This is a genomic window from Nocardia sp. PE-7, from assembly GCF_030486425.1.
Taxonomy (GTDB): Bacteria; Actinomycetota; Actinomycetes; order Mycobacteriales; family Mycobacteriaceae; genus Nocardia; species Nocardia salmonicida_A.
In genome coordinates, this window is the sequence record NZ_CP129614.1 from 4899486 (window position 1) to 4912263 (window position 12778).

General features: G+C 66.2%; 11 protein-coding genes and 2 tRNA genes. 4 read left to right on the plus strand and 9 right to left on the minus strand.

The annotated features are described in order from the left end of the window. Positions 1-24: 24 nt before the first annotated feature. The gene (locus tag QX204_RS23100; RefSeq protein ID WP_301902268.1) at positions 25-1116 is read right to left on the minus strand and encodes a D-alanine--D-alanine ligase family protein; all 1092 of its coding nucleotides are present in this window, start codon (positions 1114-1116) and stop codon (positions 25-27) included. 44 nt (positions 1117-1160) lie between these two features. Next, positions 1161-2156: an NAD(P)H-dependent glycerol-3-phosphate dehydrogenase gene (locus QX204_RS23105; protein WP_301902270.1), complete on the minus strand. Its 996-nt coding sequence runs from the start codon at positions 2154-2156 to the stop codon at positions 1161-1163. 31 nt (positions 2157-2187) lie between these two features. On the opposite strand from QX204_RS23105, the gene cofC reads away from it, so the two are divergent. From cofC to QX204_RS23120, 3 genes are all read left to right on the plus strand, one after another. Continuing rightward, the gene (gene cofC, locus QX204_RS23110; RefSeq protein WP_301902272.1) at positions 2188-2859 is read left to right on the plus strand and encodes a 2-phospho-L-lactate guanylyltransferase; all 672 of its coding nucleotides are present in this window, start codon (positions 2188-2190) and stop codon (positions 2857-2859) included. Between the two features lie 72 nt (positions 2860-2931). Continuing rightward, positions 2932-5100: an RNA degradosome polyphosphate kinase gene (locus tag QX204_RS23115; RefSeq protein WP_301902274.1), complete on the plus strand. Its 2169-nt coding sequence runs from the start codon at positions 2932-2934 to the stop codon at positions 5098-5100. Beyond that, positions 5097-6044 (plus strand): NUDIX hydrolase, encoded by a 948-nt coding sequence (locus QX204_RS23120; protein ID WP_301902276.1) that lies wholly within the window; start codon positions 5097-5099, stop codon positions 6042-6044. Before QX204_RS23115 ends, QX204_RS23120 begins: the two co-directional genes overlap by 4 nt. A gap of 121 nt (positions 6045-6165) precedes the next feature. Here the strand turns inward: QX204_RS23120 and QX204_RS23125 are convergent, their stop codons facing one another. The 3 genes from QX204_RS23125 to leuC form a co-directional block, all read right to left on the minus strand. Then, positions 6166-6813, minus strand: a complete 648-nt coding sequence (locus tag QX204_RS23125; protein WP_056811975.1) for an HU family DNA-binding protein — start codon at positions 6811-6813, stop codon at positions 6166-6168. Positions 6814-6969: 156 nt separating this feature from the next. Next, positions 6970-7578, minus strand: coding sequence for a 3-isopropylmalate dehydratase small subunit (leuD, locus tag QX204_RS23130; RefSeq protein ID WP_301902277.1), 609 nt, complete (start codon positions 7576-7578; stop codon positions 6970-6972). Between the two features lie 34 nt (positions 7579-7612). Further along, entirely contained in the window at positions 7613-9037 is a 1425-nt protein-coding gene (leuC, locus tag QX204_RS23135; RefSeq protein ID WP_301902278.1) for a 3-isopropylmalate dehydratase large subunit, read from the minus strand. A 63-nt stretch (positions 9038-9100) separates the two neighbouring features. On the opposite strand from leuC, the gene QX204_RS23140 reads away from it, so the two are divergent. Continuing rightward, positions 9101-9802: an IclR family transcriptional regulator gene (locus QX204_RS23140; RefSeq protein WP_056811980.1), complete on the plus strand. Its 702-nt coding sequence runs from the start codon at positions 9101-9103 to the stop codon at positions 9800-9802. 51 nt (positions 9803-9853) lie between these two features. On the opposite strand, the gene QX204_RS23145 is transcribed toward QX204_RS23140, so the two are convergent. The 4 genes from QX204_RS23145 to QX204_RS23160 form a co-directional block, all read right to left on the minus strand. Beyond that, positions 9854-9926 (minus strand) — tRNA-Glu (locus tag QX204_RS23145). A gap of 28 nt (positions 9927-9954) precedes the next feature. After that, positions 9955-10026 (minus strand) — tRNA-Gln (locus QX204_RS23150). 191 nt (positions 10027-10217) lie between these two features. Then, complete coding sequence (gene gltX / locus QX204_RS23155) at positions 10218-11693, minus strand: glutamate--tRNA ligase (protein WP_062986898.1); 1476 nt, start codon at positions 11691-11693, stop codon at positions 10218-10220. 19 nt (positions 11694-11712) lie between these two features. Next, on the minus strand, positions 11713-12486 hold the full coding sequence (locus tag QX204_RS23160; RefSeq protein ID WP_056811986.1) for a fumarylacetoacetate hydrolase family protein: 774 nt from the start codon (positions 12484-12486) through the stop codon (positions 11713-11715). Between the last annotated feature and the right edge of the window lie 292 nt (positions 12487-12778).

Consider the following 12778-nt stretch of genomic DNA (forward strand, 5'->3'; position numbering starts at 1 on the left):
AAGCCCTGCGGCCGAACCGAACTACTACCGCAGGCCGGTACCGCGGGCGACCGCCGTCTCGATCAGCGTCGACACCAGCGTCGGGTAGTCGATGCCGGTGGCTTCCCACATCCGCGGGTACTGCGAGATCGGCGTGAAGCCGGGCATCGTGTTGATCTCGTTGATCACCGGACCGTTCTCGGTGACGAAGAAGTCGACCCGCGCCAGCCCCTGGCAGTCCAGCGCGCGGAACGCGCGCACCGACAGCGCACGGATCTCGTCGGCGACATCGTCGTCGAGCTTGGCGGGCACGTCGAATTCGCACACGTCATCGAGGTATTTGGTGGCGAAGTCGTAGAACTCGGGCGCGGCGGCGTCGGCATCGGGCATCCGAATCTCGGAGACGACGCTGCCACGCACCTCGCCGTCGGCGAATTCCAGTACGCCGCACTCGACTTCGCGTCCGACGATGCCCGCTTCGATGATCACCTTGGGGTCGTGCGCACGGGCGACGGCGATGGCCGCATCGAGGTCGGCCCAATCGGTGATCTTGGTGATGCCGATCGAGGAACCACCGCGCGCGGGCTTCACGAAGGCGGGCAGACCGATTCGGGCCCGGTCGGCCTCGGCGAGCGTCTCGACGCCGGGACGCAGCACAACCTGCACGCCGACGGGCAATGATTCGGCCGCCAGCAACTTTTTGGTGAACTCCTTGTCCATGCCCGCCGCGCTGGCCAGCACGCCCGCGCCGACATAGGGAATTCCGGCCAGTTCGAGCATCCCCTGCAATGTGCCGTCCTCCCCGAAGGGACCGTGCAGGATCGGGAACACGACATCGACATTGCCGAGCACCGCGCGCGAGTCGAGCGCGACCAGCGCACCGGAGCGGCTCGGGTCAGCGGCCAGCGTGAGAGCGGTTCCCGACGCGTCGACCTGTGGTTGCACACCGTGGCTCAGCGCCAGATCGCCGATCCCGTCGGCCAACACCCAGCCGCCGGTGGGGGTGATGCCGATCGGTACCACCTCGTAGCGCGTCGGATCGAGGTTGCGCAGCACACTGCTCGCCGATACGCACGAGACGGCGTGCTCGCTGCTGCGCCCGCCGAACACCACAGCTACCCTGATCCGTTCCGTCATGAACGTCACCGTAGTAGGTTCTCGCCGTCATGGCGCCATCGCCCTTACTCGGGCTTGATCCGCCTGCCGAGCAGGCTGCCGACCGCCTCGCTCACCGATAGCCCCTCATGGCACACCCTGTGCACCGCGTCGGTGAGCGGCATCTCCACCCCGTGCTCGGCGGCCAGGGCGCGCACCGATGTGCACGACTTCACACCTTCGGCCACCTGCCCATTGGTCGCTTCCTGCGCCGCGGTCATCGTGCCGCCGGCGCCGAGCGCGTACCCGAAGGACCGATTGCGCGACAACGGCGAAGTACAGGTAGCCACCAGATCGCCGACGCCCGCGAGCCCGGCCAGCGTCACCGGCTGCGCCCCGAGCGCCACACCGAGCCGGATCACCTCGGCGAGCCCGCGCGTGATGAGGCTGGCCACCGTGTTGTCGCCCAGCCCCATTCCCGAGGCGATGCCGCACGCGAGCGCGATGACGTTCTTGCACGCACCACCGATCTCGCAGCCGATCACATCGGTATTGGTGTACGGCCGGAAATAACCGGTGGCACACGCCCGCTGCGCGACTTCGGCACGCTCGGTATCGGTGCAGGCGATCACCGTCGCCGCGGGCTGACGTTCGACGATCTCGTGGGCCAGGTTCGGACCCGACAACACCGCGATCCGCCCCGGCTCGGCCCCGGTGACCTCCGCGATCACCTGACTCATCCGCAGCAGCGTCCCGGTCTCGATCCCCTTGGCCAGACTCAGCAGGGTGGCGTCGGAGCCGATATCGCCCTTCCACAGATCCAGATTCGCCCGCAGCGACTGCGACGGAACCGCGAGCACCACCAGGTCGGCCCCGTCGAGGGCGACCCGGTGATCATCGGTTCCCCGCACCGGCGGCAGCGCAACGCCGGGTAGGTAGAACGGATTGCGGTGCTCGGTATCGAGCGCCCGCGCCACCTCGTCGCGCCGGGCCCAGATCGTCACGTCGGTCCCTGCTTCGGCCAACACCTTCGCGAACGCCGTACCCCACGACCCCGCACCCATAACCGCCGCCCTCGTCATCAGCCCAATATGCCATGCAAGGATCGAAGGCATGCACACCGTGCACGCCGTGATGGCGGTCAAACACATCGGCCGGGCCAAGAGCAGGCTGGCGAGCCTGCTGAGCACCGAGCAGCGCGCCCAGCTCGTGCTCGCCATGTTCACCGACACTGTCGTGGCCGCTTCCGCCGTGCCCGCGCTGTCGTCGCTGACCGTGGTCACCCCCGATCCCCTGGTCGCCGACCGTGCCCGCGAGCTCGGCGCGCACGTGATCGACGAACCCGCGGCCGGCGCCGATCCGCTCAATACCGCCCTCGCCGCCGGCGCCGCCGACGTGCGCGATCGCCACGGCCCCACCGCTCTGCTCGCACTGCAGGCCGACCTGCCCGCCCTCCGCCCGTCCGAGTTGGCCGACGTGCTCACCGTCGCCGTCGGCGCTCGATCGGTGGTGATCGACCACACGGGCACCGGCACCGCCGCATTGCTCGTCCGCGATACCGCCGCGTCGCTGTCGCCCCGCTTCGGCGCCGATTCCGCCCGCGCACACCGCGACGGCGGCGCCGTGCCGCTGTCCGGATACTGGCCCGGCCTGCGCTGCGATGTCGACACCCCCGAGGATCTCGAGATCGTCCGCGCGCTCGGCGTCGGCGAATTCACCACCTCGGCCCTGCGCGAGATCGGATTCTCGCCGCACAGAAGTGATCCCGTTCGCAGTGTGTGCTAGCTGATCGCCGACTTCGGACCGAGCGCGACGATCCGTGCGATGTCGTGATGCACGGCGGCCCTTCCTCGAGGGATGATTGATCTCGTGAGCGATACGGAAACCATCAAGCAGCTGCCCCCGATTTCCCCGCCACCTGCGGCCGCCCTCGCCTCGGGCGGTGACGCGAGCACTCAGCGGTTGCCGAGAGATCGCTACCTCAACCGCGAGCTGAGCTGGCTCGACTTCAATGCCCGCGTCCTGGCGCTGGCCGAGGACGCCTCGCTGCCGTTGCTGGAGCGGGCCAAGTTCCTCGCGATCTTCGCGTCCAACCTCGACGAGTTCTACATGGTGCGCGTCGCCGGTTTGAAACGCCGTGCCGAGACCGGTCTGTCGGTGCGCTCGGCCGACGGTCGCTCACCGTCGGAGCAACTGGAGATGATCACCGCCCGCGCCCAAGAACTCGCCGAGCGGCACGCCAACGTCTTCATCGACGAGGTGAACCCGGCTCTGGCGACCGAGGGCATCGACATCATCGGCTGGAGCGATCTCGACGACGATGAACGCCAACGCCTTTCCAACTACTTCACCGACCAGGTGTTCCCGGTCCTCACACCGCTCGCCGTCGACCCGGCGCACCCGTTCCCCTACATCTCCGGCCTGAGCCTCAATCTCGCCGTGACAGTGCGCGACACCGGCACCGGCGGCGAGCACTTCGCCCGCGTGAAGGTGCCCGACAACGTCGACCGCTTCGTGCGTGTGCGCCGCACCGGCGCGCCGTCGGCGATCGCGGCGTTCCTGCCGATGGAAGACCTCATCGCCGCCCACCTCGACCTGTTGTTCCCGGGTCTGACCGTGGTGGAGACGCATTCGTTCCGGATCACCCGCAACGCCGATTTCGAGGTCGACGAGGATCGCGACGAAGACCTGCTGCAGGCGATGGAGCGCGAGCTCGCCCGCCGCCGCTTCGGCAAGCCGGTGCGCCTCGAGGTCTCCGACGACATGACCGAGCACATGCTGGAGCTGCTCCTACGTGAGCTCGAGGTCGACCCCGCCGACGTCATCCAGGTGCCCGGACTGCTCGACCTGTCCTGCCTGTGGCAGGTCTACGGCGTCGACCGACCCGAACTCAAGGACGCGCCGTATGTGCCCGCCACCCCGGCGGCCTTCGGCGAGCGCGAGACCCCGCGCAATGTCTTCGCCGCGCTGCGCGAGGGCGACGTGCTGGTGCACCACCCCTACGACTCCTTCTCCACCAGCGTGCAGCGCTTCATCGAACAGGCCGCCGCCGACCCGCAGGTGCTCGCGATCAAGCAGACGCTCTACCGCACCTCCGGCGACTCCCCGATCATCAACTCGCTGATCGAGGCCGCCGAGGCGGGCAAGCAGGTCGTCGCGCTGGTCGAGATCAAGGCCCGCTTCGACGAGCAGGCCAACATCAAATGGGCGCGCGAACTGGAACAGGCGGGCGTGCACGTGGTCTACGGTCTGGTCGGCCTCAAGACCCACTGCAAGACCTGCCTGGTGGTGCGTCGCGAGGGTTCGACGATCCGGCGCTACTGCCACATCGGCACCGGCAACTACAACCCGAAGACCGCCCGGCTCTACGAAGACGTCGGGCTGTTCACCGCCGCACCGGAGATCGGCGCCGATCTCACCGACCTGTTCAATTCGCTGACCGGATACTCCCGCAAGGAGGACTACCGCAACCTGATGGTGGCGCCGTTGGGCGTGCGCGCGGGCATCATCGAGCGGATCGATCGTGAGATCGAGCTGGCCGGTCAGGGTTCGGCTGCCCGGATCCGGATCAAGGCCAACGCGATCGTCGACGAGCAGATCATCGACGCGCTCTACCGCGCCTCGCAGGCGGGGGTGCCGGTGCAGATCGTGGTGCGCGGCATCTGCGGCCTGCGCGCCGGCGTGCCCGGCCTGAGCGAGAACATCGAGGTGCGCTCGATCCTGGGCCGGTTCCTCGAACATTCCCGGGTGATGGAATTCGGCGCGCAGGAGCAGACGTGGATCGGCAGCGCCGACATGATGCACCGCAATCTCGACCGCCGGGTCGAAGTGATGGTGCAGGTGAAAGATCCCAAGCTCGTCGACCAGCTCGGGAAGGTGTTCGATTCCGCGCTCGATCCGGCCACTCGCTGCTGGATCCTGCTCCCGGACGGGACCTGGCAGGCCAGTCCGACCGATGTCGAGGCCGACCAGGTCCGTGACCACCAAGCCTTCCTCATGCGTTTGCGTCGCCCCGACCAGCCATGAGCGCGGAGAGCAAGGACGCGTCGTTGCGAGACCCGCGGGTAAGGCCCAATATTCACGCGGCAGGAGCGGTCCTGTGGCGTGCGGGCGCCGTCGGCCCGGAGATCGGCGTCATCCACCGGCCGAAGTACGGTGACTGGTCGCTGCCCAAGGGCAAGCTCGATCCCGGCGAGACCCCGGTGGTGGCGGCCGTGCGCGAGGTAGGCGAGGAAACCGGCCTACCGGCCACGCTGGGGCGCTATCTCGGCCACGTCACCTATCCGATCCCGGGCCACCGTCAGCTCAAGCGGGTCGACTACTGGGCCGCCGAGGCCGCCGACGGCGACTTCGCCGTCAACAACGAAGTCGACCAGATGCGGTGGTTCCCCCTCGCCGAGGTGATGGACCAGTTGTCGTATCCGATGGATCGCCAGATCGTCCGGATCTTCGCCCGGCTGCCCGCCCGCACCAACACGGTGCTGCTGGTGCGCCACGCCAAGGCGGGCAAGCGCAACCGCTTCGACGGACCCGACGAGTTGCGTCCGCTCGAGGCCTCCGGGGAACAGCAGGCGAAGGGATTGACACCGAATCTGTTGGCGTTCGGCGCATCCGAGATCTATTCCGCCGATCCACTGCGCTGCATCCAAACCGTGACCCCGTTGGCGGAACAGCTCGACGCCGAAATCAATTGCGAGCCAATGTTTTCCGAGCAAGGTTACGATTCAGCGAAAAGCGCCGCGCGGCAACGATTTCTGTCGTTGGTAACCGATCGAGGGGTACCGGTGGTATGTAGTCAGGGCGGGGTGATTCCCGATCTGACACAGTGGCTGGCCGAGCAGGGCGGGCTCACGCTGCCCTCGGCACGCAATCGCAAGGGCAGCGTCTGGGCATTGTCGTTCGTCGGGGACCGATTGGTCGCCGCGAACCATATGGACCGTTCGCTGTCGACGGCAATCGTCACCACCTGAGTCCATCGGACGGCCTCGAAACAGCCGAAACGGCCCCGGGATTCCCGGGGCCGTTCTCGGTCCAGTGGTGGGTGATGCGGCCTACGTGCACATTCCCCGACCTGATCCCGCTGCGGCAGGATCAACGAGCACGACGGGCGGCAGTCTTCTTAGCAGCAGTCTTCTTAGCGGGAGCCTTCTTCGCAGCAGTGGTCTTCTTGACCGCCGTGGTCTTGGCGGCTGTGACCTTCTTCGCGGGCGCCTTCTTGGCCGCCGTCACCTTCTTGGCGGGCGCCTTCTTGGCCGCCGTCACTTTCTTTGCTGCCGTGGTCTTCTTGGCGGCAGGTGCCTTGGTGGCGGCTTTGCGGGCCGTGGTCTTCGCGGGACCCTTCGACGGCGTGGCCTTCTTGGCCGCGGTCTTCTTCGCCGCGGTCTTCTTGGCTGCCGCCTTCTTCGCCGCCACCGGGGCATTCACGCCTCGCTTGACGGCAGGCCCGGACGAGGCCAGCTTCTGCTTACCCGCGATGACCGCCTTGAACTGTGCGCCCGGTCGGAAGGCAGGCACCGAAGTGGCCTTCACCTTCACGGTTTCACCGGTACGGGGGTTACGGGCAACCCGGGGAGCACGCTTGCGCTGTTCGAACACACCGAATCCGGTGATGGTGACGCTTTGACCCTTGTGCACGGCACGGACGATGGTGTCGACAACATTCTCGACAGCCGCAGTAGCCGTCCGCCTGTCCGTACCCAACTTTTCGGTCAGAACGTCGATCAGTTCCGCCTTGTTCATTGAATCCTCCGCAGACTAATGGCCCGTCGTCGGACCGACTAGGTACCACGGTAAACCCAGTTTGAGCAAGAGTCTATGTGCCACGCCAAAATTCATGTGGTTTAGCACACGTCCAGCTACCGCCGCCCGGGAAGCCCGCCTAAGCGTGCCAGCTGATTACGCCCGTGAAATAGGCTCCGGCAGCGTCACGGGTTTCCATGACGGCCTTCCCTTTTCGAACTCGCCGATGACGTCGGCCTGTCGCAGCGTGAGGCCGATGTCGTCCAAACCCTCCAGCAGACGCCAGCGGGTGTAGTCGTCAATATCGAACGGCAACACGACGGTTCCCGCTGTGACGGTGCGAGCGGACAGGTCGACAACCAATTCGATGCCGGGCTGTTCCTCGATCAGCTTCCAGAGCATTTCGACATCGTTCTGTGACATCTGTGCGGCCAACAACCCGCCCTTACCCGCATTTCCACGGAAGATGTCTGCGAAACGAGACGAGATGACCACCCGAAAGCCGTAGTCCGACAGCGCCCACACAGCGTGCTCTCGCGAAGAGCCGGTGCCGAAATCCGGGCCCGCCACCAGCACGCTGCCACGCTTGAACGGCTCGTTGTTGAGAATGAACTCCGGATCGGTACGCCAACCGGCGAACAAGCCGTCCTCGAAACCCGTACGGGTCACGCGCTTCAGGTAAACGGCGGGGATGATCTGATCGGTGTCGACATTGGACCGGCGCAGCGGCACACCGATGCCTTTGTGAACGGTGAAGGCTTCCATAACGATTCCCTTTCGATCTGTGGTGATCGGTGGCTCAGGCCAGATCAGCAGGCGAGGACAGGGTTCCACGGACCGCCGTAGCGGCCGCGACCAGCGGTGAGACCAGGTGCGTACGACCGCCCTTGCCCTGCCTGCCCTCGAAATTGCGGTTCGAGGTCGAGGCGCAGCGCTGGCCCGGTTCGAGCTGATCGGGATTCATACCGAGGCACATCGAGCAGCCCGCCTGGCGCCATTCCGCGCCCGCGGCGGTGAAAATCTCGCCGAGTCCTTCTTTTTCCGCCTGCGCGCGCACCCGCATCGAGCCCGGCACAACCAGCATTCGCACGCCGTCGGCGACCTGGCGGCCCTTCAGAACATCGGCGACGGCCCGCAGGTCCTCGATCCGGCCGTTGGTGCAGGAGCCGACGAAGACGGTGTCCACGCTCACCTCACGCAGCGGCATTCCCGGCGTCAGGTCCATGTAGCGCAACGCCTTCTCGGCGGATTCACGCTCGTTCTCGTCGACGATCTGGGCCGGGTCCGGCACATTCGCGCCCAGCGGCAAGCCCTGGCCGGGATTGGTGCCCCACGTGACGAACGGGGTCAGCGTGTTCGCGTCGATGTGGACCTCGGCGTCGAACTCCGCGCCTTCCTCGGTGACCAGCGCGTCCCAGGAGGCCACTGCGGCATCCCAGTCGGCTCCCTGCGGAGCGTGCGGGCGGCCCTTCAGGAATTCGTAGGTCACCTCGTCGGGGCCGATCATGCCGGCGCGAGCGCCCGCTTCGATGGACATGTTGCAGATCGTCATCCGCGCTTCCATCGACAGCTTGCGAATCGCCTCGCCGCGGTACTCCAGCACATAGCCCTGGCCGCCGCCGGTGCCGATCTCGGCGATCACGGCCAGGATCAGGTCCTTGCTCGTGACGCCGGGCGCCAATTCGCCGTCGACGGTGATGGCCATCGTCTTGAACGGGCGCAGCGACAACGTCTGAGTGGCGAGCACGTGCTCGACCTCACTGGTGCCGATGCCCATCGCCAGTGCGCCGAACGCGCCGTGGGTGGAGGTATGGCTGTCACCACAGACGACGGTCATACCGGGCTGGGTGAGACCCAGCTGCGGGCCGACGACGTGCACGATGCCCTGCTCCACATCGCCCATCGAGTGCAGGCGCACGCCGAATTCGGCGCAGTTGCGGCGCAGCGTGTCCACCTGGGTGCGCGAGATCGGGTCGGCGATCGGCTTGTCGATATCGGCGGTGGGGACGTTGTGGTCCTCGGTGGCGATGGTGAGATCGGTTCGGCGCACCGGACGGCCGGCCGCGCGTAGCCCGTCGAAGGCCTGCGGGCTGGTCACCTCGTGCACGAGGTGCAGATCGATGTAGATCAGGTCCGGTTCACGGGAGGAACCATCGCCTTCGCCCTTGGCGACGACGTGCTGTTCCCACACCTTCTCGGCCAGTGTGCGAGCGCGCTCGGCCATTGCTTGATCACCTTTCGACGGGCATACTTGGTATCTCAGCATTTGAGACGTTAGTATCGTTCTATGAGACAGCATAGCGGTATCGGTGTTCTCGACAAAGCCGTGGCGGTGCTCTACGCCGTCGCCGACGAGCCCTGCGGTCTCAATGACCTGTGCACCCGCACCGGCCTGCCGCGTGCCACCGCGCACCGGCTGGCGGTCGGGCTGGAAACGCACCGGTTGCTGGCGCGCGACGGCAACGGATTGTGGCGGCCGGGGCCCGCGCTCACCGAGTTGTCGGCGGGGGCGGCCGATCCACTCGTGGAGGCCGCGGCTGCCATTCTGCCCCGTCTGCGCGAGATCACCGGCGAAAGCGTCCAGTTGTACTGCCGCGACGGACACGCACGCGTCTGCGTCGCGGCGCTGGAGCCGCCGGTCGGCCTGCGCGACACCGTCCCGATCGGTTCGCGGCTGCCGCTCACCGCGGGTTCGGCGGCGAAGGTGTTGCTGGCGTGGGCCGATCCCGAGTTGCAGCGCACGGTCCTCGCCGACGCGGTGTTCGGCGACCGGGCACTGGCCGAGGTGCGCAAGCGGGGCTGGGCGCAGAGCGCCGCCGAGCGGGCGCAGGGCGTGGCGAGTGTGTCGGCGCCGGTGCGCGATGCCGGTGGGGTGATCGTGGCCGCCGTTTCGGTATCGGGACCGATCGATCGAATGGGTCGCAGGCCGGGCGCGCGCTGGGCCGCCGATCTGGTCGCGGCCGCCGAGGCACTGCACAAACGATTGTAGAAACGAAGAAGGCCCCCGGTCGGATTCGACCGGGAGCCTTACTTTGCTTTGTAGCCCCGACGGGATTCGAACCCGCGCTACCGCCTTGAGAGGGCGGCGTCCTAGGCCGCTAGACGACGGGGCCAGGACGATCTCACCAGGGTGAAACCTTGCTGGGGTACCAGGACTCGAACCTAGAATGGCTGTACCAGAAACAGCTGTGTTGCCAATTACACCATACCCCAAAGACCGAAACGCCTGACCTTGCAATCTCCACCGAGTGGTTGTCGGTGTTGCGAGGCCGTGTTCCGCGGCGATGAGAAGATTACCAAACACTAGGGGGTAAACTACAAATCGCCTGGTCAGAACCCGCTTTTCGGCTGTTTTCGCACCCTTGGAGCGGATGCGGCGCAGCGGCCGCATCCGCTCCGCACAGCTACTGCGCGGCAGGAGCCCAACCACGCGCGGCACGCAGCCGGTCGAGCGAGACCTCGCGGCCGAGCAATTCCATCGACTCGTACAGCGGCGGACTGATGTGGGAGCCCGTCACCGCGACCCGCACCGGCGCGAATGCCTTGCGCGGCTTGAGCCCCAGATCGTCGATCAGCGCCTTTTTCAGCGCCTCCTCCAGTGCCGGGGTGGTCCACTCGCTCAGCGGCTCCACAGCGGCGATCGCGGCGTCGAGCACCGGGTCGGCCTCGGCGCCGAGGTTCTTGGTGCCCGCCGCCTGGTCGATCGCGAACTCCTCGGGCGCGACGAACAGGAATTTCAGCAGGTCCCACGCGTCACCGAGCACCACGATGCGGGTCTGCACGAGTTCGGCGGCGACCAGGAAAGTCTTCTCGTCGATTTCGGCGCCGATGTGGCCCTGCGCGGTGAGGAACTCGCGCAAACGGTGGCCGAAATCGCCGGGCTCGAGAAGTCGAATCTGCTCGGCGTTGATCGCGTCGGCCTTCTTCTGATCGAAGCGGGCCGGATTCGAATTCACCGAGGAAATATCGAAAGCCGCGACCATTTCCAGCATGGAGAACACATCGCGGTCCTCGCCGATGCTCCAGCCGAGCAGGGCGAGGTAATTCAGCAAACCCTCGGGGATGAATCCGCGGTCGCGGTGCAGAAACAGATTCGATTCCGGGTCGCGCTTGGACAGTTTCTTGTTGCCCTGGCCCATCACGAACGGCAGATGCCCGAACTCGGGCGTGAACTCAGCAACCCCGATACGCTGCAGCGCGGCATACAACGCGAGCTGACGCGGCGTCGAGGAGAGCAGATCCTCACCCCGCAACACATGAGTGATCCGCATCATCGCGTCGTCGACCGGATTCACCAATGTGTAGAGCGGGTCGCCATTGCCACGGGTGAGGGCGAAATCGGGAACGGTGCCGGCTTTGAAAGTGGTTTCCCCGCGAACGAGATCGTTCCATCCGAGATCTTCGTCGGGCATCCGCAAGCGGACCACAGCGGGGCGACCCTCGGCTTTGTACGCCGCGATCTGCTCGGCGCTCAGATCGCGATCGAAATTGTCGTAACCGAGTTTCGGATCGCGACCGACGGCCCGGTGCCGGGCCTCGACTTCCTCCGGCGTCGAGAACGCTTCGTAGGCCTCGCCCGCCTCGAGCAGCTTGCGCACCACGTCGAGGTGCTGATCGCGGCGCAGCGACTGCCGGTAGGGCTCGTAGGGTCCGCCGACCTCGGGGCCCTCGTCCCAGATGAGCCCCAACCAGCGCAGCGCGTCGAGCAGCGCGCGGTAGGAATCCTCGGAATCGCGTGCGGCGTCGGTGTCTTCGATGCGGAACACGAACTTGCCGCCGTGGTGGCGTGCGTATGCCCAGTTGAACAGCGCCGTGCGCACCAGGCCGACGTGCGGCGTGCCGGTCGGCGACGGGCAGAAACGAACCCGGACTTCAGTCATGACTCTCTTCTCCGCTGTATCAGCGCTTGGTGGCAACAGGATTGGTGAGGGTGCCGATGCCCTCGACGGTGACCGACACGTTCTGCCCGGCCTGCAGCGGACCGACGCCTTCCGGTGTGCCGGTGAGGATCACGTCACCGGGCAGCAGGGTCATCACCGAGCTGATCCATTCGATGATCTTCGGAATATCGTGCAGGAACAGCGAAGTGCGGCTGCGCTGGCGGACCTCACCGTCGACTTCGGTGGTGATCTCCAGATCGCTTGGATCCAGCGCGGTTTCGATCCACGGGCCGAGCGGGCAGAACGTGTCGTAGCCCTTGGCCCTGGTCCACTGACCGTCGTGGCGCTGCTGATCGCGAGCGGTGACGTCGTTGGCGACGGTGTAGCCGAGGATCACCTCGGATGCCTTCGCCGCCGAGACGTCCTTGCACGGACGGCCGATGACCACGGCCAGCTCGCCCTCGAAATCGACCTGAGAAGAGCTGGGCGGCAGGATGATCGATGCGTTCGGGCCGATGATCGAGGTGTTCGGCTTGATGAAGATCACCGGGTCCACCGGTGCCTCGCCGCCCATCTCGGCCGCGTGGGCGGCGTAGTTCTTGCCGATGCAGATCACTTTGCTCGCCAGGATCGGCGCCAACAGGCGGATATCGGCCAGCGGCCAGCTCCGCCCGGTGAACGTCGGCGAGCCGAACGGATGTTCGGCGATCTCCTTGGCGACGGCATCGCTTCCGTCGCCCTCGATGCTCACGAAAGCAACTCCATCGGGACTGGCAACTCGACCTAAGCGCATGCCCCGGAGTCTAACGAGACGGGGCTACCTGCCCGAACGCGCCCGGGATGCGACCGGAGCAGCTCGATAGCGGTTCGGGAGAAGTGTGGACAAGATCACATCGATGTGATTCGAAGCCACTGCCCGCGTGCGGGATTCACGCGTGCCGTGATGTGACCCGTCAGACACCTCTCCGGTAGGCAACATCCACGGGTCACAGGTGTAGCGTGATCATCAATGTTCAAGCAATGAGACATCAATCTCAGATAGTGAGATGCAATCGTGCAATCCGGCGAGGTGAGAATCGTGTCAG